Origin of the sequence: Paucibacter sp. B2R-40 (assembly GCF_025717555.1) — a bacterium.
GTDB lineage: Bacteria > Pseudomonadota > Gammaproteobacteria > Burkholderiales > Burkholderiaceae_C > Paucibacter_A.
Map to the genome: position 1 here is coordinate 23027 of NZ_JAJIRP010000006.1, position 25407 is coordinate 48433.

At 60.6% G+C, this 25407-nt stretch carries 23 protein-coding genes and 1 tRNA gene; 3 read left to right on the plus strand and 21 right to left on the minus strand.

Annotation, left to right across the window (positions count from 1 at the left end; all coding sequences use genetic code 11):
- Positions 1 to 7: 7 nt before the first annotated feature.
- The 3 genes from pyrH to rpsB all read right to left on the minus strand — a co-directional run bounded on the left by pyrH (position 8) and on the right by rpsB (position 2638).
- Positions 8 to 718: a UMP kinase gene (pyrH, locus tag LNV09_RS13345; RefSeq protein ID WP_263531940.1), complete on the minus strand. Its 711-nt coding sequence runs from the start codon at positions 716 to 718 to the stop codon at positions 8 to 10.
- A gap of 141 nt (positions 719 to 859) precedes the next feature.
- A complete protein-coding gene (gene tsf / locus LNV09_RS13350; RefSeq protein ID WP_263531939.1) occupies positions 860 to 1756 on the minus strand; it encodes a translation elongation factor Ts in 897 nt (298 codons plus the stop codon).
- A 135-nt stretch (positions 1757 to 1891) separates the two neighbouring features.
- Positions 1892 to 2638, minus strand: a complete 747-nt coding sequence (gene rpsB / locus LNV09_RS13355; protein ID WP_263531938.1) for a 30S ribosomal protein S2 — start codon at positions 2636 to 2638, stop codon at positions 1892 to 1894.
- Between the two features lie 414 nt (positions 2639 to 3052).
- On the opposite strand from rpsB, the gene LNV09_RS13360 reads away from it, so the two are divergent.
- The gene (locus LNV09_RS13360; protein ID WP_263557573.1) at positions 3053 to 4369 is read left to right on the plus strand and encodes an FAD-dependent oxidoreductase; all 1317 of its coding nucleotides are present in this window, start codon (positions 3053 to 3055) and stop codon (positions 4367 to 4369) included.
- Positions 4370 to 4381: 12 nt separating this feature from the next.
- On the plus strand, positions 4382 to 5905 hold the full coding sequence (locus tag LNV09_RS13365) for an NAD(P)H-hydrate dehydratase (protein ID WP_263557574.1): 1524 nt from the start codon (positions 4382 to 4384) through the stop codon (positions 5903 to 5905).
- Positions 5906 to 5941: 36 nt separating this feature from the next.
- On the opposite strand, the gene rnr is transcribed toward LNV09_RS13365, so the two are convergent.
- Entirely contained in the window at positions 5942 to 8260 is a 2319-nt protein-coding gene (gene rnr / locus LNV09_RS13370; RefSeq protein ID WP_263557828.1) for a ribonuclease R, read from the minus strand.
- Positions 8261 to 8336: 76 nt separating this feature from the next.
- On the opposite strand from rnr, the gene LNV09_RS13375 reads away from it, so the two are divergent.
- Positions 8337 to 8421, plus strand: a tRNA-Leu gene (locus LNV09_RS13375).
- Positions 8422 to 8642: 221 nt separating this feature from the next.
- Here the strand turns inward: LNV09_RS13375 and LNV09_RS13380 are convergent.
- The 17 genes from LNV09_RS13380 to ndk form a co-directional block, all read right to left on the minus strand.
- A complete protein-coding gene (locus LNV09_RS13380) occupies positions 8643 to 9164 on the minus strand; it encodes a phosphoribosyltransferase (RefSeq protein WP_263557575.1) in 522 nt (173 codons plus the stop codon).
- Positions 9165 to 9204: 40 nt separating this feature from the next.
- Positions 9205 to 10539, minus strand: coding sequence for an adenylosuccinate synthase (locus LNV09_RS13385; protein ID WP_263557576.1), 1335 nt, complete (start codon positions 10537 to 10539; stop codon positions 9205 to 9207).
- A gap of 48 nt (positions 10540 to 10587) precedes the next feature.
- Complete coding sequence (locus tag LNV09_RS13390) at positions 10588 to 11751, minus strand: ATP phosphoribosyltransferase regulatory subunit (protein WP_263557577.1); 1164 nt, start codon at positions 11749 to 11751, stop codon at positions 10588 to 10590.
- A gap of 79 nt (positions 11752 to 11830) precedes the next feature.
- Positions 11831 to 12019, minus strand: a complete 189-nt coding sequence (locus LNV09_RS13395; protein WP_263557578.1) for a DUF2065 domain-containing protein — start codon at positions 12017 to 12019, stop codon at positions 11831 to 11833.
- A 29-nt stretch (positions 12020 to 12048) separates the two neighbouring features.
- The gene (gene hflC / locus LNV09_RS13400) at positions 12049 to 12951 is read right to left on the minus strand and encodes a protease modulator HflC (RefSeq protein ID WP_263557579.1); all 903 of its coding nucleotides are present in this window, start codon (positions 12949 to 12951) and stop codon (positions 12049 to 12051) included.
- 17 nt (positions 12952 to 12968) lie between these two features.
- Positions 12969 to 14276 (minus strand): FtsH protease activity modulator HflK, encoded by a 1308-nt coding sequence (gene hflK / locus LNV09_RS13405; protein ID WP_411969290.1) that lies wholly within the window; start codon positions 14274 to 14276, stop codon positions 12969 to 12971.
- A 2-nt stretch (positions 14277 to 14278) separates the two neighbouring features.
- A complete protein-coding gene (hflX, locus tag LNV09_RS13410) occupies positions 14279 to 15574 on the minus strand; it encodes a GTPase HflX (RefSeq protein WP_263557581.1) in 1296 nt (431 codons plus the stop codon).
- 26 nt (positions 15575 to 15600) lie between these two features.
- A complete protein-coding gene (gene hfq, locus LNV09_RS13415; protein ID WP_263557582.1) occupies positions 15601 to 15855 on the minus strand; it encodes an RNA chaperone Hfq in 255 nt (84 codons plus the stop codon).
- A 90-nt stretch (positions 15856 to 15945) separates the two neighbouring features.
- Complete coding sequence (der, locus tag LNV09_RS13420; protein WP_263531929.1) at positions 15946 to 17286, minus strand: ribosome biogenesis GTPase Der; 1341 nt, start codon at positions 17284 to 17286, stop codon at positions 15946 to 15948.
- Between the two features lie 77 nt (positions 17287 to 17363).
- Positions 17364 to 18488, minus strand: coding sequence for an outer membrane protein assembly factor BamB (gene bamB / locus LNV09_RS13425; protein ID WP_263557583.1), 1125 nt, complete (start codon positions 18486 to 18488; stop codon positions 17364 to 17366).
- Positions 18485 to 19168 carry a YfgM family protein gene (locus LNV09_RS13430; RefSeq protein ID WP_263557584.1) on the minus strand — a complete coding sequence of 228 codons (684 nt, stop codon included), beginning with the start codon at positions 19166 to 19168 and terminating at the stop codon, positions 18485 to 18487. Before LNV09_RS13430 ends, bamB begins: the two co-directional genes overlap by 4 nt.
- 55 nt (positions 19169 to 19223) lie before the next feature.
- Positions 19224 to 20540 (minus strand): histidine--tRNA ligase, encoded by a 1317-nt coding sequence (hisS, locus tag LNV09_RS13435; protein WP_263557585.1) that lies wholly within the window; start codon positions 20538 to 20540, stop codon positions 19224 to 19226.
- Between the two features lie 37 nt (positions 20541 to 20577).
- Complete coding sequence (gene ispG / locus LNV09_RS13440) at positions 20578 to 21870, minus strand: flavodoxin-dependent (E)-4-hydroxy-3-methylbut-2-enyl-diphosphate synthase (RefSeq protein ID WP_263557586.1); 1293 nt, start codon at positions 21868 to 21870, stop codon at positions 20578 to 20580.
- 27 nt (positions 21871 to 21897) lie between these two features.
- Positions 21898 to 22842, minus strand: coding sequence for a helix-turn-helix domain-containing protein (locus tag LNV09_RS13445; protein WP_263557587.1), 945 nt, complete (start codon positions 22840 to 22842; stop codon positions 21898 to 21900).
- Positions 22843 to 22852: 10 nt separating this feature from the next.
- Complete coding sequence (gene pilW, locus LNV09_RS13450) at positions 22853 to 23689, minus strand: type IV pilus biogenesis/stability protein PilW (RefSeq protein WP_263557588.1); 837 nt, start codon at positions 23687 to 23689, stop codon at positions 22853 to 22855.
- A 35-nt stretch (positions 23690 to 23724) separates the two neighbouring features.
- Entirely contained in the window at positions 23725 to 24840 is a 1116-nt protein-coding gene (gene rlmN / locus LNV09_RS13455; protein WP_263557589.1) for a dual-specificity RNA methyltransferase RlmN, read from the minus strand.
- A 68-nt stretch (positions 24841 to 24908) separates the two neighbouring features.
- A complete protein-coding gene (gene ndk / locus LNV09_RS13460) occupies positions 24909 to 25334 on the minus strand; it encodes a nucleoside-diphosphate kinase (protein ID WP_263557590.1) in 426 nt (141 codons plus the stop codon).
- Between the last annotated feature and the right edge of the window lie 73 nt (positions 25335 to 25407).

Genomic DNA, 25407 nt, shown 5'->3' on the forward strand with positions numbered 1-25407 from the left:
CCACCACTCAAACGTGGACCAGCGTGCCTTCATCTTCACCCAACACCACCCGCTTCAAGGCACCCGGCTTGAGGATGCTGAAGACACGGATCGGCAGCTTCTGGTCACGGCATAGCGCAAACGCGGTGGCGTCCAGAACCTGCAAATTCTTGCTGATCGCGTCATCGAAGGAAATACGCGAATAACGCGTCGCCGACGGATCCTTTTTGGGGTCAGCGGTGTAAACACCGTCTACCTTGGTCGCCTTCAAGACGATCTCGGCGCCGATCTCGGCGCCACGCAAAGCCGCTGCCGTGTCGGTCGTGAAGAAGGGGTTGCCGGTGCCCGCTGCGAACACAACGACCTTGCCTTCTTCCAGATACTGCAAAGCCTTGGGACGCACATAGGGCTCGACCACCTGTTCGATGCCGATGGCCGACATGACGCGCGCGACGATACCTTCTTGGCGCATGGTGTCGGCCAGGGCAAGCGAATTCATCACCGTGGCCAGCATGCCCATATAGTCGGCCGTGGCGCGGTCCATCCCGACCGAACCACCCGCCACACCGCGGAAAATATTACCGCCACCGATCACCACCGCGACCTCAACGCCGGTTTGCGTGACTTCGCGAATTTCTTGCACCATGCGCACGATGGTGGCGCGATTGATACCGAATGCGTCATCGCCCATCAGGGCTTCGCCGGAAAGCTTGAGCAAAATGCGTTTGTACGCGGGCATGGTCTTGACCTCTTGGTGATGGTTTAGTGCTGGGTACTGCTATTTTCTTGCTTGTGCCTTGATGCTCAAACCTTGTGAGCCGTCCGCACCGAGGCACAAGTGTAAAGGGCGCCAGTGGCGCCCTTTATCTTGCGTCGGAGCTTATTGCCCCTTGGCGGCAGCCACTTGCGCGGCCACTTCGGCGGCGAAGTCGTCTACCTTCTTCTCAATGCCTTCGCCCACCACGTAGAGCGTGAAGCTCTTGATCGTGGTGGCCTTTTCCTTCAGCATCGCTGCCACGGTCTGCTTGCCGTCGGCCGCCTTGACGAACACTTGGTCCAGCAAGGAGACTTCCTTCAAGAACTTCTGCACCGAGCCTTCAACCATCTTGGCGACGATGTCGGCAGGCTTGCCGGACTCGGCAGCCTTCTCGGCGGCGATCTTGCGCTCTTTCTCGACCAACTCAGCCGACACATCAGCGGAGGACAGCGCGGCAGGCTTCATTGCAGCCACATGCATGGCGACGTCCTTGGCGGCCACTTCGTCGCCGTCATACTCGACCAGCACGCCGATGCGGGTGCCGTGCAAGTAAGAAGCGACCTTGTTGCCAGCGGTGCTCAGCTTGACGCGGCGCAGGGTCATGTTCTCGCCGATCTTGCCGATCAGGCCGCGACGCACGTCTTCAACCGTCGGGCCAAAGCCTTCTTGCGACAGCGGCAATGCAGCCAGCGCAGCGACATCGCTGACGCCATGCTCGGCCGCCAACACGGCACAAGCGTTGACCAAGGCCAGGAATGCATCATTCTTGGTCACGAAGTCGGTTTCGCAGTTCACTTCCAGCAATGCGCCGGTCGAACCCACCACGGCAGCGGAGACCACGCCTTCGGCGGTCACGCGCGAAGAAGCCTTGCCGGCCTTGTTGCCCAACTTGACGCGCAAGATCTCTTCACCGCGGACCAAATCGCCCTCGGCTTCGACCAGCGCCTTTTTGCATTCCATCATCGGGGCATCGGTGCGGGCACGCAGTTCTGCCACCATGCTTGCGGTAATTGCAGCCATTTTCTTTTCTCCGTATTCAAGAGGCTTGCGAGTGAGGCCTAAACCGGCACTCTGGCAAGCCCAAAAAGCTATGCTTTGAAAAAAAGGGGACTGAATCAGCCCCCTCCTTGTTTGTGCGAAAGGAGCTAAAGGGGATTAAGCGCCTTCGCTGACTTCCACGAACTCATCGCCTGCAGGAGCGGCGGCTTGCACGACGGTGTTACCGGCGTTAGCACGACCTTCCAGCACGGCGTCAGCCACAGCGCGGGCATACAAAGCCACGGCCTTGGCCGAGTCATCGTTACCAGGGATCACGTAGTCGATGCCGATAGGCGAGTGGTTGGTATCAACCACGCCGATGACCGGGATGCCCAGCTTCTTGGCTTCGGCCACGGCGATCTTGTGGAAACCCACGTCGATCACGAAGATGGCGTCAGGCAGGCCGCCCATGTCGGAGATGCCGCCGATGTTCTTTTCCAGCTTGGCCAGATCGCGTTGGAACATCAAGGCTTCTTTCTTGATGGCTGGCTGTGTGCCGGCATCAACTTGAGCTTGCATGTCCTTCAGTGCCTTCAAGGAAACCTTGACGGTCTTGAAGTTGGTCATCATGCCGCCCAACCAGCGCTGGTCGACATAAGGCATGCCGCAACGCTGGGCTTCCAGAGCGATCACTTCACGCGCTTGACGCTTGGTGCCGATCATCATCACGCGGCCGCCCTTGGAGGACAGATTGCGGATGAAGGTCATCGCCTCTTCGAACGCTGGCAGCGTCTTCTCGAGGTTGATGATGTGAATCTTGTTGCGGTGGCCGTAGATGTACGGGGCCATCTTGGGGTGCCAAAAACGAGTTTGGTGACCAAAGTGAACGCCGGCTTCCAGCATTTCGCGCATTGTTACGGACATATTTTTTAACTCCGAAGGTTGTGTCTTAAATCCGGCCCGAATTGCTCTGCAGCGTGACGCTCTGGCCTTGGACCCGAAATAGCTTCAGACCAAGACATGAGCTCGAATACAGCAGCAACACCTCTGTGTGGCCGGTTTGCGATTGACTTACAAATTGATTCGCCTGCTGCACCTGAACATCCACGCCCAAGGCACCCGGCAAAACCCAAGGAGTATACACGATCAAGCTAGGGCTCAGCGCGCTGCGCCACGAGACAGCCCGACTAAGCGCTTCGAAGCGAATCCAAACGAGCGGGGCACTACACTTGCCGCCCTGAGCCGCCGCACGCGGCAGCCGAGCTGTCTTGGCCGCCCAAATATTTGGCGTTGATCCGACCCCGCTTTTTGAAAACGCCTTGAGCAGAGATTATTGAGATGCGCATTGCCATCATTGGCGCCGGCATTGCCGGCGTTACCACCGCCTACGAATGCGCAGCAGACGGCCACCAAGTCATTGTCTTCGAGCGCTGCGGCAGTGTCGCCGCCGAAGGCAGTTTTGCCAATGCCGGCATCACCGCTCCCGGCCTCAGCCTGGCCTGGGGCCGGGCGACTATGCCGGGCCTGTCCGGCGGCAGCAAGTTAGCCTGGGGCTGGCGACGCTGGCGCGCCGGGCGCAGCAAAGACCTCGCCGGGCGCCAAGAGCGCCTGCTCGCGCTGGGGCTCTTCAGTCACGCAAGGCTGCAAGAGTTGCGCCGGAAATTGCAGATGGACTACGAGCGCGCCGAGGGTGTGCTCGTCCTGCTGCGCAGCGAGCGCGAGCAACAAGCTGCGCTTGCAGGCCTGGGCTTGCTCGAGCGGGCAGGCGTGAGCGCTCAAGTGCTATCGCCCGAGCAATGCCTGAGCGTGGAACCCGGCCTGAACCCGGACGCTCGCCTGCATGGCGGCGTACACCTGAGCCAGGGCGAGGCCGGCAATTGCCGCCAATTCAGCCACCTGATGCGCATCGCCGCACAGCGCCTGGGCGTGCAATTTCGTTTTCACACCACGGTGCGCGGTTTGACCCCCGGCACACCGGCAAGATTGACTCACGAGTACACGCCGCCGCCGGACAGCTTGGCCGAGCCCTCAAGGCTGAGCGAGGCGGGCGAAACCCCAGACGCGGGCGACACCAGGCCGGCATCCATAGGCCGCACCGAAGACAGCTTTGATGCCATCATCATTTGCGCCGGCGCAGGTGCTGCCCATCTGCTGCGCCCCTTGAAACTGAAGACGGCGCTGAGCACCGTACACGGCTACTCGATCACCGCACCGCTGCGCCAACTCGAGGCCTTTCCGGACCTTGGACCCAGAGCCGGATTGTTCGATCTTCGACAGCAAGTTTCGATCAGCCGCATTGGACAACGCATTCGGCTGGCCGGCGGCATCGAGCCCGGGCTTGCCAGCGAACGCTTCAAAGACTCAACGTTGGCGCTATTGCACCAGGTGCTGGATGACTGGTTTCCGGGTGCCATGCTGAACACACAAGTGCAGCGCTGGCAGGGATCACATGCCATCGCGGCCGACGGCCTGCCCTTGCTCGGCGCCAGTGGCCGCGACGGCATCTGGTTGAATCTGGCACAAGGCTCGGCCACTTTGTTGGGCTGGCCGCTGGCCTGTGGCGCTGCTCGGGCATTGGCCGAACAAGTCGCCGGGCGCAAGCCTGACAGCGCGGCGCCGGATACTACAGGGCTGGACATCTCCCGCTTCACCTGACAAGCTGGCGATGTGCCGATAAAACTCCTCCCCACCGCAAACAGCTGGCCACTATTTGACGCCGCCAGCAGCCGCGTCATTGAGGCCGCAGCCTTGGCCCATGTCGGCCCAAACGTGAGTCTGATGGAGCGCGCCGGCTTGGCCGCTGCGCGCTTAACCCTGGCCCTCGTCCCAGCGGGCACAGGGCCCATCTGGATCGCCTGCGGTCCCGGCAATAACGGCGGCGATGGTCTTGTTGCAGCCCGGCTGTTGCATCAACAAGGCCTGAAGGTGCAAGTCAGCCTGATCGCAGCCAGCCAAAGTCCACCGGCCGACGCCGCAACAGCACTTGCCAAGGCCCAGCAGGCCGGCGTGCCAATCAGCGATGTAGTGCAGGCACCCGCTGGGGTGCGATTGGGCTTGGACGCCCTGCTCGGCCTGGGCCTGAACCGAAGCCGCCCCCCCAGCCCCGAGATGGCTGCAGCCTTCACGGCCCTGAACTCCTTGGGCGCACCGGTGCTGGCCATGGATCTACCCAGTGGGCTGCTGCCAGACACCGGCGCACTGGCCGGCGAATTGGCTGTACGTGCCGACCACACCTTGACGCTGCTGACCCTCAAGCCCGGGCTTTTCACCGCTCAAGGGCGCGCGCACAGCGGCCAAATTTGGTTCGATGAATTGGACCAAACGCCTGTCGGAACGCCGGACGCCCTACTCATAGGCGCCGAATGCTTGGCGCGCTGGCGACTGCAAAACACAGCCGACCCCACCAAGCACAAAGGCACTCAAGGCGATGTGCTGGTGATCGGCGGTGCTGCCGGCATGCGCGGCGCCGCAAGATTGGCCGCACGCGCCGCTTTGGCGGCAGGTGGGGGACGGGTTTATGCCTGCCTATTGGGCGCTCCTGCGGATGAGGCGGACCCCCAACGCCCCGAGCTGATGCGCTTTGATCAAGCTCGCATCCAGGCCTCAAGTGCGATCGGCGACTGGCGTCACAAAGTGCTGGTTTGCGGCTGCGGTGGCGGCAGCGAAATTGCCAAGTTTTTACCCCCCCTACTGCAACACGCTCAGCGCCTGGTACTCGACGCCGATGGCTTGAACGCCGTGGCGGCAGACAAGGACTTGCAAGTGCTACTCAAACAGCGCCAATCCTTGGGGCTGGCGACGATTTTGACGCCGCACCCCTTGGAGGCCGCGCGCCTACTGGGCAGCGATGCCACGACCGTACAGTCCGACCGCCTCAAAGCGGCGCAATTGCTGGCCGATGAATTCCTATGCGCAGTCATTCTGAAAGGATCGGGCAGCATCATTGCCGGCCCGCAGCGCAGGCCGGCCATCAACTCAAGCGGCAATGCCGCCCTGGCTACCGCCGGCAGCGGCGATGTGCTGGCCGGCTGGCTCGGCGGCCTGTGGGCTCAGCAAAGCAAGGCCGACCCCTTCAGCCTCGCAAGTCTGGGCTGCTACTGGCATGGCGAGGCCGCCGAGAGCCAGACGGCCGGACCTTTGCGGGCAGCTGACCTGGTGGAACGCATGTATGCGCTGCACCGCGCTCCCTGATCCACCTGGCGACCTGGCGGCTTGACGCCCTAAGGCCTAGCGACGCTTGCGTGTGCGCGGCTCGGCAGCCCCAATAGCGGCCAATTTAGCCTGCCCAGGCTGCTTGGACGAAGGCGCAGCCCCGCGCGCCTCCTGACGCGCAGCCTTGACGGGATGGGCGGCGGCTGAATTGCCGCCACCACGGGCTTGCCTGGACTTGCGTGCATTCTTGGCGCCGCTCTTGACCTCGCGATCGGTGCGCCGCACCTGCTCCAAAGCTTCGACCGAACTGCCGGATTGACGCTCGCTCGCAGGCAAGCCCGCCTTGTCGCGCATCGCCCGTGCGACCAGCTTGGCTTCTTCGTTATCGGTTACCAAACGAAAGTCGATCTTGCGGGCATCCAGATCAACCCGACTGACCTGCACCTGCACCCGCGCACCGGTGGCATAGCGCAGGCCACTGCGCTCGCCGCGCAACTCCTGGCGCACCTCGTCGAAGCGGAAATACTCGCCACCCAATTCAGTGATGTGGATTAGGCCTTCAACATAGAGCGCGTCGAGTTGCACGAACAGCCCAAAACTGGTGACAGCGCTGACGGTGCCGGCAAACTCCTCACCCAAATGCTCACGCATATAGCGGCATTTGAGCCAAGCCTCGACATCGCGCGAGGCCTCGTCGGCGCGCCGCTCATTGGCACTGCAATGCGCACCCACCACTTCCCAGCGCTCGGTCTCGGTGCTCGCCTTCGATGGATCGATAGGCGCGGCTCGGCCGGGCCGTTTGGTCGCCATCGGCACATCCATCTTGCCGGCATCAAGGTGGTAACGTTTGTCGGCCAGGATGGCCTTGATGACACGGTGCACCAGCAAATCGGGATAACGCCGAATCGGACTGGTGAAGTGGGTGTAGGCCAGATAAGAAAGGCCGAAGTGACCGGCATTGGCCGAGGTGTACATCGCCTGCTGCATCGAACGCAAAAGCATGGCGTGGATCTGGGTCGAATCGACCCGGTCTTTGGTAGCGGCAGCGATCGCCTGATATTCGCTCGGCTTGGGGTTGTCGCTGATCGACAGACCCAGGCCCAAGGCGCGCAGATAGGCCTGCAAAGCAACCCGCTTCTCCGGCGTCGGCCCCTCGTGGACGCGGAACAGCGAGCCATGCTTGGAGTGCGCAATGAAGTCGGCCGCGCAAACATTGGCCGCCAGCATCGCCTCCTCGATCAGCTTATGTGCGTCGTTACGGGTGCGCGGGATGATCTTCTCGATGCGGCCGTTGTCATCGCAGACGATCTGCGTTTCCACCGTATCAAAATCAATCGCGCCACGCCGGCCGCGCTCGGCCAGCAGCGCCCGGTAAACCTCATGCAGGTGCAGCAGATGCGGCACCAATTCGCGCCGCTTGGCGGCCTCGGGGCCATGGGTATTGCCCAGCACCGCAGCCACCTCGTTGTAGGTGAAGCGAGCATGCGAGCGGATCACTGCCGGATAGAACTGATAGGCCTGCACCTCGCCGGTCTCGGTGACCAACATATCGCAGACCATGGCCAAGCGGTCTTCATTCGGGTTCAGCGAACACAGGCCGTTGGAGAGCTTCTCCGGCAGCATCGGGATGACCCGGCGCGGGAAGTAAACGGACGTCGCACGCTCATAGGCGTCGCCGTCCAAAGGGTCGCCCGGCTTCACGTAATGGCTGACGTCAGCAATCGCCACCAACAAACGCCAACCGCTGAACGCGGTCTTGCCGCGCCCCTGCTTATGAGGCTCGCAATAGACCGCATCATCAAAGTCGCGCGCATCTTCACCGTCTATCGTCACCAGCGCCACATCGCGCAGATCGATCCGATGCTTCAAGTCCACCGCGCGCAATTTCTCCGGCAACTTGCCCGCCTGCGCCAAGGTCTCGGCGCTGAAGCGATGCGGCACCTCGTACTTGCGCACCGCAATCTCGATCTCCATGCCGGAGTCGTCAATTTCACCCAAGACTTCGACAATGCGCCCGACCGGCTTGGAGTAAAGGGAAGGCGGCTCGGTCAACTCCACCGCAACCACCTGCCCCGCTGTTGCGTTTGCCAGCCCACCCTTGGGGATCAAGATGTCTTGGCCCATGCGTTTGTCTTCAGGCGCCACCAGCCAGATACCGGACTCCAAGAGCAAGCGGCCAATGATGGGGCGCTTCTTGCGCTCCAAAATCTCCAACACGCGCCCCTCAGGGCGGCCGCGTTTGTCGGTGCGAACAATCCGCACGCGCAGCCTGTCGCCATGCATGACGGCCCGCATTTCCTGGACCGACAAATAGATATCCTGCACGCCGACATCCGGCGTTAGGAAACCATGGCCATCACGATGCCCTTGCACCACGCCCTCAACTTCACTCAGCAGCCCGGCACCGTCTTGCGGGGCCACACTTGCGCTCTTGATATTTTTGATGATAGAATCCTTGCTTTCCTGAGATGCCCAGGTGGCGGAATTGGTAGACGCACTAGTTTCAGGTACTAGCGGGTAACTCCGTGGAGGTTCGAGTCCTCTCCTGGGCACCAAGATTTATAGAAATTTGGTTTAATAAAATGGCTGCATGTCGAATGACATGCAGCCATTTTTCATTGCTTGCGCAGTTTGCCATGCTTTTCGAAGGCAACATCCAGCTCAAAATTTCCGCGCTCGAAATTTCCGCATTCAAAGACCCCGCACTCAAAAAACAAGCCGACTCGAATGCACCGGGTCGGCTTGTTGTTTGCATAGATCGATGCTGGTTGTCGGTTTAAACGACGAACTTCTTGGCCAGAGCATCCGGCCGCATATCGTCATACTCTTCAAACGGCTGATGAATCCAAGGGCTGGTCTCGAGCATCTCGACAAAGTAGTCCGGCGTATAGCTCGACACACCTTTGGTCCAGATCACCGCCGAACGCAACTCGGTGATGGACGGCATGCCGCGCAGGCGCTCCACCACTGCCTTCAAGGTCACGCCTGAGTCGGCCAGATCATCGACCAGCAGGACCCTTCCCGCCAAGTCACCCTTGGGCATGGTGATGTACTTGGCCATATCCAGGCGACCCTGAATCGTGCCGGCCTCGGCGCGATAGGAACTCGTCGACATGATGCCCAGCGGCTTGTCGAACACGCGCGACAAGACATCACCTGGACGCATGCCACCACGCGCCAGACAAAGGATCTGATCAAATTCCCAGCCGGACGCATGAATCTTCAGCGCCAAGCGCTCCGTCAGCATGTGGTATTCGTCCCAGGACACGTAAAGATGCTTGCCGTCGTCGGTCAACATATTGGGCAACTCCAGTTTGATGATTTAAGGACCAAGCGCTTCAAGCCTGATAAGGGTGGCGCAACAAAATCGTGTGCTCACGATCCGGGCCGGTGGAAACCATATCTATCGGCGCGCCGATGACCTCCTTGATGCGCTGCAAGTAGTTGCGCGCATTCTGCGGCAGCGCATCCCACTGTGTGACGCCAAAGGTCACCTCGGTCCAACCCGGGAAGGTTTCAAAAATGGGTTTGCAGGCTGCAATCTCATCGCCATCCAAAGGCAGGATGTCGACTTGGCGACCGTCGATTTCATAACCCACACACATCTTGATTTCGGCCAAGCCATCCAACACATCGAGCTTGGTGATGCACAAGCCGGTGATGCCGTTGATGATCACCGAACGCTTCAGCGCAGCGGCGTCAAACCAACCGCAGCGGCGCGCCCGGCCAGTGACCGTACCGCGCTCTTGACCTACGGTGGCGAGGTGGTATCCGACCGTGCCCGGCACCTCCCAATCCAGCTCGGTCGGGAATGGACCCGAACCCACGCGCGTGGTGTAAGCCTTGGTGATGCCCAGCATGTAATGCAGCATCTGCGGGCCCACTCCGGCACCAGCCGCCGCATTGCCGGCAACGCAATTGCTGGAGGTCACATAGGGATAAGTGCCGTGATCAATGTCCAGCAAGGTCCCCTGCGCGCCCTCAAACAGGATATTGGCACCGGCAAGATGAGCCTTGTGAATCATGTAACCGACGTCGGCCATCATCGGCTTGATGATTTCGGCCATCTTCATTGCTTGCTCGAAGATGGGCTCGAATGCCAGCGCGGTAGAGTTCAGATAGCCGGTCAAAGCGAAGTTATGCAGCGCCAATAGCTCACGCAACTTCTTGGCGAAACGATCGGGATGCTTCAAGTCCTGCACGCGCAAGGCACGGCGCGCGACCTTGTCTTCATAGGCCGGGCCGATGCCCTTGCCGGTGGTGCCGATCTTGCCGGCGCCGCTGCTTTCACGCAGTGCCTCGCGGGCTTTGTCCACTTCCACATGGAAAGGCAAGATCAAAGGGCAGGATTCGCTGATGAACAAGCGCGACCGCACCTCTACACCGGCCTTTTCCAGGCGCTCGATTTCGCTCAGCAAATGGGTCGGATCGACCACCACCCCATTGCCGATATAGCAGGCCACGCCGTCGCGCATGATGCCCGATGGGATCAACTGCAGCGCCGTTTTGACGCCCTTGATGACCAAGGTGTGGCCGGCGTTATGGCCGCCTTGAAAGCGCACCACGCCTTGCGCGTGATCGGTCATCCAGTCGACCACCTTGCCCTTGCCTTCATCACCCCATTGGGTGCCCACAACGACCACATTTCGGCCACGCGCAATTTCGCTATTCATTTTGATTACCCGTCGATCAAAAAATAAAATTTTCTGGTGCGGCGCAGCTCACAGCGCGCGCAACACCCACTGAGTGTCAATCTGCACCAACTCACGGTCGCAGTCGAATTCATCACCCTCATGCTCATGGCCCGGCAAAATGCAGACCACGGTCTCGCCGGCCGCACGCAAAGCACGCACCGCAGCACGCAAGCCAACGGCCTCACCCCAAGGCGCCCTCACGGCAGCACGCAGCCGCGTCGGCGGACTCAAGGCTTCCAGCGCCTTCAAATCGAGGCTGAAGCCTACCGCCGGGCGGCGCCTACCGAATACCGCGCCCACTTCGTCGTAGCGCCCGCCGCGCAAGACCGCATCGCTGGAACCTTCGGCATAGAGCGCGAAACGCACGCCACTGTAATAGGCATAGCCGGTCATGTCAGCCAAGTCGAAACCGAGGCGGATCGCGGGGTGAGTCTGCTGCAGATGCTCGGCCAAATACTGCAAGTCATCCAGCGCGGCCTCTATCAAGGAGTGAGCCGGCAAGCGTTGCCGCGCCAGGCCCAAAACCTCGATGCCGCCATACAAGCCGAGCAGTTGCTGCAGGCCGTCGCGCACCGCCGCTGGCAAACTTTGGCTCAGGCCCGCCAAGGCCACCCCATCTTTGGTGGCCAAGGCGGCAACCAATTCATCCATGGCGGCGCCACTCAGCACCAAGTCTCCGAGCACACCGCGCAACAAACGAGCGTCACCCAAATCCAGGGTCGTGTGCAACAAGCCGGCGCGCGCGACAACGTCCAGCGCCAACTCCTGCACTTCAAGATCGGCCTCCAGACCTGCGTGGCCATAGATTTCGATACCGAACTGCAAGGGCTCACGTGTCGACTGCAAGCCGGCCGGGCGCGTATGCAGCACCGGGCCGCAATAGCAAAGCCGGGTCACCCCGGCGCGGTTCAACAAATGCGCATCAATGCGAGCCACCTGCGGTGTGGTGTCCGCCCGCAGGCCCAAGCTGCGCCCAGACAACTGGTCCACCAACTTGAAGGTTTGCAGATCAAGTGCATGGCCGGTGCCCGAGAGCAGCGACTCAAGATGCTCAAGCATGGGTGGGATCACCAACTCGCAGCCGTAACTCCGCGCCATATCCAGCAATTCGCGGCGGAGTTCCTCGATGCGTCTGGCCTGGGAGGGCAGCACATCGGCAATGTGCTCAGGCAGCAGCCAGGCAGAAGCCATGTTGATGGTGGGTCCGATTAAAAACGGCATTGTACCGGGGGTAAATACCCACCGACGGCGAGTAGACGCTCAAGCACGCTTATCGCCACAAAAACAAAACACCAAGCGCGCCGGCAACCATGCTGGATAGACCCACAAAACGAATTTGGCCACCACTCATGGCCAGGAGTCGTTCAAAAACCTGCCGCCAGCCGGCCGGACTGATAAAGGGCAAAAGGCCCTCTATCACCAGCATCAAGGCGAACGCCAGCCACAAAGAATCAGACAAGACGGCCCCAACTCGCTCGGGCTAGCGGCTTACTTGCGCGGTGCCGCCGGCGCGGCAGATGGGCCGGAACCCGAGCCACGCATGGCTTTGAAGAACTCGCTGCTTGGATCCAGGACCATCACATCGGTCTTGCTACGGAAGCTGGCGCGATAGGCATCCAAGGAGCGATAGAACTGTGCGAACTGCGGGTCGCGCCCAAAAGCGTCGGCGTACAAGGCAGAAGCCTTGGCATCACCCTCGCCCTTGATCTTTTGCGCATCCCTGTAGGCTTCGGCCACGATCACTTCGCGCTGACGGTCGGCATCAGCACGGATTTTCTCGCTTTCGGCAGCGCCGGTAGAACGCAACTCGCTCGCGACCCGCTTGCGCTCGGACTCCATCAAACGGTAGACCGAATCGGTGATGGAGGCGGCAAAGTCGACCCGTTTGACCCGCACATCCACAATCTCGATACCAAACTGCTTTGCCTCTTGTTCGAGCCGCTTGCGCACACCTGTCATGACAGCTTCGCGCTCGGTCGACAAGACGCCTTGCACGGTGCGCTGGGTCACTTCTTCGTTCAGGGCCGCCTGCACAATCGGACTCAGTCTATTTTCGACGTTACGCATGTCGGCGCCATTATTGCGAATGAACTGGCGCGGCTCGGCCACACGCCACTTGACCAACCAGTCGATGACCAAACTCTTCTTTTCGGCGGTAAAAATAGGCTTGGACTCGTTACTGTCCAGGGTTTGCACGCGACGATCCAACAAGACCACATTCTGCAAAGGAGGCGGCAGCTTGAACTTCAATCCCGGCTCAGTGATCACCTCCTTGATTTCACCCAGCGCATAAACCACCGCAAATTGGCGCTGGTCAATGATGAACAACATCGAGCTGGCCAACATGAAAGCGACCAACAAGCCGACGACGATAGAAACAATTCGATTCATCTCTTAACTCCCTGATCTCAGCGGCCGTCGCGGCTACGCAAGCCGTCACGCGAACGGACATCATTGACCGGCGCGGGCGCGGAACTCTCATTCGCCGCCGCTGGTGCGGCAACCGGCGCAGTGGCGGTCACCGAACCCGCTGCTTGCATCAAGCGATCCAAAGGCAGGTGAAGCAAATTGCTGCCATTGCGACTGTCCACCATCACCTTGCTGACATTGGAGTAGACCTGCTGCATGGTGTCGATGTAGAGGCGGTCCCGCGTCACGACCGGTGCTTTTTGATACTCGCTCAAGACGCTTTTGAAACGCTGCGCATCACCTTCGGCTTGCGCCACGACGCGCGATTTGTAGCCTTCGGCTTCTTCCATCAAACGTGCCGAGGCGCCGCGCGCTTTTGGAATCACGTCGTTGGCGTAGGCTTGCCCTTCGTTTTGCAAACGCTCACCGTCTGCGCGCGCTTTGAAAGCATCGTCAAACGCAGCCTGCACCTGCTCCGGCGGGGCAACACTTTGCACATTGACACTCTTGATCTGAATGCCGGCCTTGAGCCGGTCCAACTGTGTCTGCACCGACTTGGCCAAGTCGATACCGATAGCATCACGCTGCTCGTAGAGCACCGAGTCCATGCGGCTCTTGCCGACGATTTCACGCACCGCCGACTCCGCCGCCAAGGTCACCGCGTCGTCAGGGCTGCGGTTTTCAAACAAATAGTCGCGAGCGTTTTTGAGCGTGTATTGCACCGTAAAACGGATATCGACAATGGCCTCATCCAAGGTCAACATCGACGAGTCACGCAGGCCGGTGGCCGGCACGACGGAATTGCGACCCACCTCGACCTGGCGCAACTGCGTCACCGAGACAATTTCATCGGCTTGAAACGGATAGGGCAAGCGCCACTGAAAGCCGGCCTCGACCGTTTTGCTGTATTTGCCGAACGAGGTCACCACGCCTTGCTGACCTTCTTGCACGATGAAGAAGCCGCTGCCCAACCAACCCAGCAAAACGACACCACCGATCAGGCCCGCACCGATGCCGGCGCTCTTCATGTCGGGCTGAAAGTTATTGCCCCCACCCCCCGAATCGTTGCCACCAGAGGCTTCGGGTTTGGCCCCAAACAAGCCGGACAACTTGCGATTGAAGTCACGCCACAGCTCATCGAGATCCGGTGGGCCATCATTGCGACCATTGCTCTCAGTCCGGCCTGCACGCCAGCCACTAGGCAACAAGCCCGCCAACAAGGCCAGCGTGGCCGCAGCCAGCGGCCTCAGTCGTTCTGCGCTGCGTAACTCTTGCCGCGAGCGGCTCACTGGCTCAAAGGTATTCATGCTCATGCCTGTGTAGGATGGTTTGCGGCGGAATCCGGGTCGGCCTCCGCGCTTAAGTCTTCGGGATCAAACTCAACCCCGCTATCTTGGGGAGGCTCAGAGAAATTCAAGGCCGCGACGGGCTTGGCAGAATCACTCTGCATGGCCAGCACGATTTGTTCACGCAAGATGTCCAGGCCGCTACCGTCCAGCGCGCTGACGAAGACGCGCGCCGCGCGCAAGCCGGCACCCCCTCCGTCGCCGGGGCGCTCGATCCAATCCAGTTGCTCTCGCGGGCGCTGGTCTTCTTCCAGCATGTCTTGCTTGTTATAAACAATGATTTGCGGAATCGATGCGGCGCCGATGTCATCCAGCACGCGCTCGACTTCAAGCATTTGTTCGTCCAAAACCGGCGATGCGGCGTCGACGACATGCAGCAACAAATCGGCGTCGGCAGCCTCCTGCAAAGTGGCTCGAAACGCGACCACCAGCTTGTGCGGCAGGTCACGGATAAAGCCGACCGTATCCGACAGCGACACGCTGGCACCGGCCTGCTCCAGATAAAGCGAGCGAGTGGTCGTATCCAGCGTGGCGAACAATTGATCAGCGGCGTAGCTGCGCGCCTTCACCAGTGCATTGAACAGCGTCGACTTGCCGGCATTGGTGTAGCCCACCAGCGACACACGAAATACGCTGTTACGTGCGCGGGCTCGCTGCTGGGTGCTGCGCTGGCGCTCGACTTTCTTGAGCTTTTCTTTGATGGTCTTGATGCGGTCGTCGATCATGCGCCGATCGAGCTCGATCTGGGCCTCACCGGGGCCGCCGCGCATGCCGATGCCGCCGCTTTGACGCTCCAAATGGCTCCAGCGCCGCACCAGCCGCGTCGCCAGATACTGCAGCCTGGCCAACTCGACCTGCATCTTGCCTTCAGCGCTCTTGGCCCTGGCAGCGAAGATCTCCAGGATCAAGGCGGTGCGGTCGGCGACCGGCACACCCAATACGCGCTCCAAATTGCGCTGCTGAGCGGGTGAAATCGCCTGATCGAACAAAACCGTGTGGGCTTGATGGGCCTGCACCAGCAGCTTGATTTCATCGGCTTTGCCGGAGCCGACGAAGAGGGCCGCGTCGGGCGCCTGGCGGCGTGCAATGACCCGAGCTACCGGCGTATCGCCAGCCGATTCGGCGAGCAGGGCAAGCTCATCAAGCGTCGCGTCAAACGTCGATCCAGCCTTGGAGGAACGGCCGAAGTCAACGCCAACCAAAATCGCGCGAGCTTCCTCAAGAGGTGGCTGCGCGGGGTGGGATGAAGGAGATGTCAAGGTGATTCGAGCGGGCTCTGACGAATTTAAGCCGCGCTATCGTCATCAGCGCCATCAGCGGCGGTATGGAAATTGACCGCACGGCCTGGCACCACGGTCGAGATGGCGTGCTTGTAGACCATTTGAGTGACGGTATTGCGCAGCAGCACCACATACTGATCGAAGGACTCGATCTGGCCTTGCAATTTGATGCCGTTGACCAAGTAGATGGACACAGGGACATGCTCTTTGCGCAGCAGGTTCAGGAAGGGATCTTGCAAGAGTTGGCCTTTATTACTCACGATATGCTCCGTGTTGTGAGAGGGTTTGAAAATATAGATTCGACCTTAACACAGGCGCGCACGCGCTGACCCGTGAAGCCAATGGACCGCTCAGTCTTTGTCGCTGAACGGATTCTTCGATGAGCGCATTTCAATGCGCATGGGTGTGCCGACCAATTTGTAATGCGCACGAATACGGCCTTCCAGATAGCGCTTGTAGACCTCGGTCACGCCTTCCAGTGAGTTGCCATGAACGATCACCAGCGGCGGGTTCATCCCGCCTTGATGAGCGTAACGCAGCTTGGGGCGGAAATGCCCGCTGCGTTTAGGCGTTTGGTGCTCGACCGCTTCTTGAATCAAGCGCGTCAAGACCGGTGTCGTCATCTTGCGGAAGGCCGAGGCATAGGCATCGGCAAATGCACCCCACAAGGGCGCAATTCCCTGGCGCTTCAGGGCCGAGATATTGTGGATTGGGGCAAACTTCAAGAAGCCCAGGCGCTGCACGATGGAGCGCTGCAGGATTTCGCGCTGATAGCTGTCGATCGCGTCCCATTTATTGATGGCCAAGACCACCGCGCGGCCGCTCTCCAGGATGTAGCCGGCGATATGAGCGTCTTGGTCCGACACGCCTTGCGTGGCGTCCAGCAGCAGCAGCACGACGTTGGCATCCGCAATAGCTTGCAGTGTTTTGACGACCGAAAACTTCTCCACCGCCTCAAACACCTTGCCCTTGCGACGCAATCCGGCCGTGTCGATCAGCTCGAATTTTTGGCCATTGCGCTCGAAGGGCACGCTGATGGCGTCGCGCGTCGTGCCGGGCATATCAAACGCGACCAGGCGCTCTTCACCCAACCAGGTGTTGATCAAGGTGCTCTTACCCACATTGGGGCGGCCGGCCACGGCCAGGCGGATCACGCCGTCCGGCGCTTGTTCTTCCGCACCCTCTTCTTCGTCCTCAAACTCAAAAGGCTCGAGCACCGCTTCCATCAGGCTGCGTATGCCCTGGCCATGCGAGGCCGAAATCGGATGCGGCTCGCCCATGCCGAGCTCGAAGAACTCGCCCAGCAGCGGCGACTCACTCATGCCCTCGGCCTTGTTTACACACAGGAAAATGCGCTTACTGGCCTGGCGCAAATAGCGGGCGATATCAGAGTCTTGCGCCGACAGGCCCAGCCTCACATCGACCACAAACACCACCGCGTCGGCCTCGGCCACCGCTTGGCGGGTCTGCTTGGCCATTTCCTTGACGATGCCGGTCGTGCTATCGGGCTCGAAGCCACCGGTGTCAATCACCGTGAACTCTTGGTTGCCGATGCGTCCATCACCGTAATGGCGATCCCGGGTCAGGCCGGCAAAGTCGGCCACGATCGCATCGCGCGTCTTGGTCAAGCGGTTGAACAGCGTGGACTTGCCCACATTGGGGCGACCTACTAGGGCGATGACCGGTTTCATATTTTTATTTTTCTCACTACAAAGGATTCAAGGCCGACTCGTAACTCGTACAAAGAGGCAGGCGCCGATTTTCGGCCCTATTCGGGTCGCATGGCAAACAATCCGCCGTTGCGGGTCGCAACCAAGATCGTATTGCCCGACACCACCGGTGCCGCAGCCACGGCCGAACCATCGGTCGACAGGCGCAACTGCGTCTTGCCGGTGGCGGCGGAGATGAAGTGCACCTGGCCTTCAAAGTCTCCGACGATCACCGTAGCGCCCAAAATCAGCGGCGCGCTGAGGCGGCGATTGAGGAACTGCTCGGCAGTCCAAAGCACGTCACCGTTGCTGATATTCCAAGCACTCAGGCGGTCGGATGCGTCCCCGGCCACGACTCGGCTGGCGTCGACCCCCACGCCCAGGGTGCCGCCGACATTGCGGCTCCAAATCAAGCTGCCACGCTCGGCATTGACACAGCCCACTGCTGATTGAAAAGCTCGTGCGCACAAGCTCTCGCCGCTGCGCGCCAGCGGCCCGACCAAATCGGCCAAACGCTCGACTTCATTGGTGCCGCGTGGGCTGGCCACGCTGGCCTCCCACCGGATCGTGCCGCGCAATGGATCTACGCCGGCCATGCGGGTGCCCTGCCCGACGATCAAAGTATCTTTGAAAGCAGCAATGATGCCGGGCTGCGCCAGCGTCAGCGGCTCACCCGGGCGACGCAAGATCCAGATCTTGTCGCCATTCTTGACGTCATAAGCATGCACCTGACGGTCTACGGTCAGTACGAACACGCGCTCACCGGCGACCAAAGGCGCCGCAACGACCGGCGTTGGCAGCGTCTTGCGCCAGACAACCTGACCCGCATCCAAGGCCACGACCTCATTGCCCGTTGTCACTACGGCGGCATAGCGGCCATCACTGCCCACACCAGCGGCGAGCTTTTGGCCAACATTGCCACTCCACAGCGCGCGCCCGTCGCTGGCCTGCAGCGCTTGCACCGTGCCGTCGCTGCCCGCCACCACGAATTGCTCACCGACCGAAGTCACCGCGAGTGGAAACTTGACGGTGTCAAGTCGCGCCGTCCAGACCACGCGGCCTGCAATTGCCGGCGTGATCTGTTCCAACTCGGCGGGCTTTGTCGCCGTTGACGAACTGAACACGGAACAACCGGCCAGCGACCCGAGCATCAACGCCGCAGCAGCGAAGTACTTCAAGCTCATTTAGCTGCTCCATTTGCCGCTGCCGAGGCCGCCGCTTCAACCGAGGCCACGCCCAGCGTGGCCAACTTGGCTTCGATCAAACGACGGTAGTCCTGCTTGCTATTCATCGCTGCATAAGCCTTTTGATACTCGGCACGCGCCAACTCGGGCTTGGCCTGCAGCACCCACAGATCGCCGCGGCGATCGGCCTGCAAGGCGGTGAACTCCGGCAACTTGATCGCGTCAAGCGTCTTGGCCGCTTCGGCGAATTGCTTGGCTTCCATTTGCAAACCGGCCAGGCGCAGGCGCGCCAGCTCACGGTATTCGTCGTCCGCAGCGTTGTCGGCCGCCCAAGCCAGGCTGGCACGCGCGGCTTCGGCTTGACCCTTGTCGTATTGCAACTTGGCCGCTTGCATCGCGGCCTGCGCGGTATAGGTCGTCTTCGGATAACGCTCCTTCAGATCGCCAAAGACGCGACCCGCCTTGTCGGCGTCCCCAGCCTGCAAGGCCCGGTCAAGCTCTTCGTACATGGCTGCCGCCTTGACGGCTTGATCACGCTGCCACCAGGTCCAGCCGTTCCAGGCGGCAAAACCGGCCAACACCAGGGTGATGGCCCAGGTGATCAGATTGCCATATTGCTTCCAAAAAGCCTTCAGCTGATCCAGCTGTTCTTGTTCTTCGAGATCGAGATGCGTCGCCATGGATGAAATTTGCTCGGAATTTATTGGAATAGAAATGGGCGAAATTAGCCCGCGATTATGCGTTGAGCAGCTCAGCGGCCCAATCAGCGGCACAAGAAATACTGCGCATCACCTGCTCACCGCCTTCGCGGCGCAGCGGTTTCACTGCGACCAGACCCTGCGCCAACTCGTCTTCACCGAAAATCAGCGCATAGCTCGCACCGCTGGCGTCGGCCTTCTTGAACTGCGACTTCATACTGCTCTGACCGGGATGGAATTGCACCGACACACCCGCGCCGCGCAGCGCCTCCAAGGCGACCATCACCTGAGGCAAACCGTGGCTTGAGGGCACGATGGCATAGGCGTGCAGAGTCGGCAAGTCAGCCACTACACCCACCTCCTCCAGCAGCAAAAGCATGCGCTCCAGGCCCATGCCGAAGCCGACCGCAGGTGCTGCCTTGCCACCCAACTGCTCGATCAGTCCGTCGTAGCGCCCACCACCACAGACCGTGCCTTGCGAGCCGAGCTTGTCGGTCACCCATTCGAACACGGTCAAGTTGTAATAGTCGAGGCCGCGCACCAGGCGTGGGTTGATGCGGTAGGCCACACCGGCTGCGTCCAGAACGGCCCTCACACCATTGAAGTGCGCCAAGGAAGCTTCGCCCAAAAAGTCCAGCAATTTGGGCGCCGCATTGGCCATGTCCTGCAAGGCCGGATTCTTGGTGTCCAGCACCCGCAGCGGGTTGCTGTACATGCGCCGCTGGCCTTCTTCATCCAGCAGATCTTTGTGCTGCTCCAAATGAGCAATCAGCGCCGCACGGTGCGCGCTGCGCTCGGCGGCCTCGCCCAGACAGTTCAGCTCCAGGCTGAAATGCTCGCCGTCCACCAGACCCAACTCGCGCAAGAGCCGGCTGCCCATCAAGATCACTTCCGCATCGACATCGGGGCCGGCAAAGCCCAGCGCCTCGACGCCCATCTGATGAAATTGGCGGTAACGGCCTTTTTGCGGCCGCTCGTGGCGGAACATGGCGCCAAAGTAATAAAGCCGTTTGCCGCCATCGCGCAGGAAGGAATGTTCGGTCATCGCGCGCACCACGCCAGCCGTCATCTCGGGCCGCAGCGCCAATTGATCGCCGTTCATGCGGTCCTCGAAGGCATACATCTCCTTCTCGACGATGTCGGTGACCTCACCGATGCCGCGTACGAACAGGGCGGTTGGCTCGACGATGGGCGTGCGCACATTCTGGTAGCCATAACGCTGCAGCACACTGCGCATCTTCTCTTCCAGCCATTCCCAGCGCGCCGACTCTGGCGGCAAGATATCGTTCATGCCCTTGACAGCGCGCAGGGGCTCCGCCTTGTGGCTGATCTTCTTTGATTCTTCTGCAGTCATTCTTTTACCCAGCTCCAGCGGACATTCATGCAGCCGTTCAGGCAACACATGCGCCACCAAAGCGCTTCTCAATATAGTTTTCAACCAGCACTTGGAATTCATCGGCGATGCCGGCGCCGCGCAGCGTCAGCGCCTTCTCGCCGTCGATGAAGACGGGAGCGGCGGGCGCTTCACCGGTGCCCGGCAAACTGATGCCAATGTCGGCATGCTTGCTTTCGCCGGGGCCGTTGACGATGCAACCCATCACCGCGACCTTCATGTTTTCGACACCGGGGTACTTGGCACGCCAGATCGGCATCTGCGCGCGCAGGAAGTCGTCAATCTGCTTGGCCAACTCCTGGAAGGTGGTGCTGGTGGTGCGACCGCAACCCGGGCAAGCAGTCACACTCGGGTTGAAGGCACGCAGACCCAGGGACTGCAAAATCTCCAAGCCCACCACCACCTCTTGGGTGCGCGCCTCGCCTGGTTGCGGCGTCAGCGAAACGCGGATGGTGTCGCCGATGCCCTCTTGCAGCAGGATGGACAGCGCCGTGGCAGAGGCGACCGTACCCTTGGTGCCCATGCCGGCTTCTGTCAGACCCAGATGCAGCGCGTAGTCGCAGCGCTTGGCCAAGGCTCGGTAAACCGAGATCAAATCCTGCACGCCACTGACCTTGCAGCTGATGATGATGTTGTCGGGGTTCAGGCCCAACTCGCGTGCGTAGGCGGCCGAGCTGAGCGCCGATTGAATCAGCGCTTGATACATCACCTGCTGCGCGTCCCAGGGCTCCGCACGGGCAGCGTTCTCGTCCATCATCTGCGCCAGTAACTCGGAGTCCAGGCTGCCCCAATTGACGCCGATGCGCACGACCTTGTCGTAACGCGCAGCCGCTTCGATCATCTGGCCGAATTGGCGGTCGCGCTTGTCGCCCTTGCCGACATTGCCGGGATTGATGCGGTACTTGGACAGCGCCTGCGCCATGGCCGGGAAGTCGGTCAACAGCCGGTGTCCATTGAAATGGAAGTCGCCGACCAAGGGCACGTCAATGCCCATGCGGTCAAGCTGCTCGCGAATATGTGGCACGGCTTCAGCGGCCTCGGGCGTGTTGACGGTGATGCGCACCATCTCGGAGCCAGCAATCGCCAACTCTTTAACCTGAATGGCCGTGCCGATGACGTCAACCGTGTCGGTATTCGTCATCGACTGAATGCGCACCGGCGCGTCGCCACCCACCGTGACGACACGGCCACCCCAGACCACCCGCGCTTGGCGCGAGCGGCGCGGTGCCGGCCTGGCGGCGGCAATGGCCTCTTCCAAGGAACTGCTGGTGTCAATCAAGGTTGCGCTCATAGTCGTCAATCAGTAAATCAGTTCAATTCAGTTCAACTCAATGCGGGCGACATTGTTCTGCGCCTGCCCAGCAAGATCAACTTTGCTGCCGCGCAGATGCATTTCGGTACCCGCCACATTGCCAACTTTGACTTTCAAAGGCGGCAAGCCAGACAAGGTCTGATCCTCACCAACGCGCAAGGTCTTGGACAGCAAAACCTGACCTCGGGCGTCGACCACTTCGACCCAGGACTCGGCCGAAATTTTGATGGTCAAGGGTACTGCCCCAGCCGGCGCTGCCTGAGGCACTGCTGCCGGCGCAACAGCGGACGAAGCAACAGCCGCAGTGTTGGAGGCCGCCTTGACTGGCGCCACAGCGACGGGCATCAAAGTGGTGGCCGCAGCCAGCGATGCCGCGGGTGAAGGCTCTATAGCCGGCAACACCGCCGAGGCTGCCGGCTCAATCAAGGTGGGTTCCTCGACGACAGGATTGGATTGCGGCGCAGGCAGCAGCTCGGGAGCCTTGACCTGGCTCTGACCCAACTTATCCACCCAGCCTGCCGGCATCAAATAAACCGCCGCCGCTGCCGCCAACAACAACAAAGCACTGAGGACCAGTGGACGCTTGAAGATAGCCAGCGACAAGCCCTCGGAGCGGCCATCATGCTCACGGTAGGGCTGATTCAAGCCGCGCGACACCATCAATTCGGGCTCATTGCCTTTGGGCAACAAGGCCAGCACCGCTTGCGCGTCCACCTTCAAGACCCGGCACATGGCCTTGGCCAGAGCACGTGCGAAGGTGGCGTCCGGCAAGTCCTTCCAGCGGTCGGCCTCCAGTGCCTCCAACTTCGCTTGAGGCACCTTCAACATCGCAGCCATGGCACCTATGTGCAAACCCTGCTTGCTGCGCAAGTCACGCAGCATCGCACCCGCACTTGCCGGCGGCAAAGGCTGAGCCAGCAAAGGCTCCGCCCCGCTCAGGTCTGAAGACATCCCTTCCCCCTCATTCATCGAATCGCCCATCGTCCAAGGCCAGCCGCTCCGGTGAGTCCGGATATTTATTTCGCAGGGCTTGGCTCAATTCATCCACCGATTTAGTGTTACCCAGCCGGCGCTCGATGCGCAAGGCCAGCCAGACACTTTGCGAGTTGCTGAATTCGGGCTGCGCGTTGACGCGTTTGATATAGAACTGAGCCCGCACATATTGCCCGTTACGGTACAGCACTTCGGCAAAGTTCACCGCCACCGCCGGGCTGGCGGGATCATATTCAAAAGCCTTGGCCAAGCTGCGCTCAGCCTCGGCCATGCGGCCCGCACGTGCCTCGCAAATCCCCTTGGCCATCAGCGTTCGGGACGGCGCACGGTAGCTGGCCTGCGCCAGAGCCAAATCAAATTGAACGTCGGCTTCGGCCCAACGCTGCTCCTGACACAAGAGCCAACCGAAGTTGTGCAAGGTATCCGGATCACGAGGATAAAGCTGCAAAGCTCGCTTGAAGCTGTCTTCGGCCAATTTGGTTTCGCCCATGGCGGCATAGATCAAACCACGCAGATTGACGGCTTCACGCAAGTCGGGCTTCAGACTCAGCGCTAGCTTGACATCATCCAACGCGGTGTTGAACTGCCCGCGGCTGAAATAGGCTGCCGCCATCTCCATACGCACGCTGGCGCGGCGATCCGCATCGGTCTGATCCGACGCTGTGCGGGGCTCTTCTGCTTTGGACCCAGCCGGCGTCGCGCAGCCGCTCACGCCGCAAGTCGCCACGACGATGACAAAGCACATGCTCAAACGCTGCGCAGCGCCGAAGCGAAAAGCCGGCAAAGCAATTTTCATACGATTCATGCGGTTCATCATTCAGCTAACGCTCGATTGGGCATTCAGGATGGATCCGCGCCTTTTACCATCATTGGCGCTCGGACCATACGCACCTGAACCTGGGTGCGGTCTTGCACCTCGCCCGCCAACTGCCCGCAAGCGGCATCAATGTCATCACCACGGGTTTTTCGCACGGTCGTGACCAAGCCGGACTGGATCAAAATTTCGGCAAATGCCGTCACCCGCTCACGCGAACTGCGCTTCAGCCCGGAGGCTGGAAACGGGTTGAATGGAATCAGGTTGATCTTGCAAGACACATGGCCGCGCAAGAGCTCGACCAAGGCGTGAGCCTGCTCGGGCGTGTCATTGACACCGTCCAACATGCAGTATTCAAAGGTAATGAAGTCGCGCGGCGCTTTGTCCAAGTAGCGATTGCAGGCATCCAGCAACTCGGCAATTGGATACTTCTTATTCAAAGGCACCAACTGATCGCGCAGCGCGTCGGTCGGCGCATGCAGCGACACGGCCAAGGCCACCGGGCAGTCATCGCGCAAGCGGTCGATCATCGGGACCACGCCCGAAGTCGACACGGTCACGCGGCGGCGCGATAGGCCGTAGCCATGGTCATCCAGCATCATGCGCAGGGCCGGCACCAGCGCACTGTAGTTTTGCAGCGGCTCGCCCATGCCCATCATGACGACATTGGAGATGACGCGCTCGCTCTTGCCGAAGCGCTTGCGCAAGCTGTGCTCGGCATACCAAAGCTGGGCAATGATCTCGCCCGCCGACAGATTGCGGCTGAAGCCCTGGTGGCCGGTCGAACAAAAACGGCAGCCGACGGCGCAACCTGCCTGGCTGGAAATACACAGCGTGCCGCGGTCGGTTTCAGGGATGAACACCGCCTCGACCGCGTCACCCGCGCCAACGTCAAACAGCCACTTGACCGTGCCGTCGGCAGAGTTATGTTCGGAAATCACCGACAACGCAGTGATGTGCGCCCGGGAAGCCAGTTTGTCGCGCAGCGACTTGGCCAGGTCAGACATCTGATCAAAATCAGACGCGCCTTTTTGATGAATCCAACGAAACAGCTGGGTCGCGCGAAAGCGCTTTTCACCCAGCTGCTCGCAATACGCGGCCAGGCCCTCTAGATCGAAACCAAGTAGGTTGACCGCGTCCATGATGATGCCTCTCGCCTCTCAGGCCTCAAGGCCCGAGCGGCTGTGAGGCAAAACCAATTCAAGCCGAATTAACGGCTGTAGACGTTCATGCCGGGGAAGAAGAACGCGATTTCAACGGCTGCAGTTTCTGCGGCGTCGGAACCGTGCACGGCATTGGCGTCGATGCTGTCAGCGAAGTCGGCGCGGATGGTGCCCTTCTCGGCCTTCTTAGGATCGGTGGCGCCCATCAGATCACGGTGGGTCAGGATGGCGTTCTCGCCTTCCAGCGCCTGGATCATCACGGGACCGGAGATCATGAAGTTCACCAGGTCGTTGAAGAAAGGACGCGCCTTGTGCACGCCGTAGAAGGCTTCGGCTTCGCCGCGCGACAAGTGTGCCATGCGGGCCGCGACGATCTTCAGGCCAGCGCCTTCGAAACGAGCGTAGATCTGGCCGATGACATTCTTAGCCACTGCGTCGGGCTTGATGATGGAAAGGGTACGTTCGATAGCCATGGGTATTCTCCTGAAATCTTAGGGCTTGGCAAAACCAAGAATTGTACTGTGTGATGGTGTCAGGCAGCTCGGC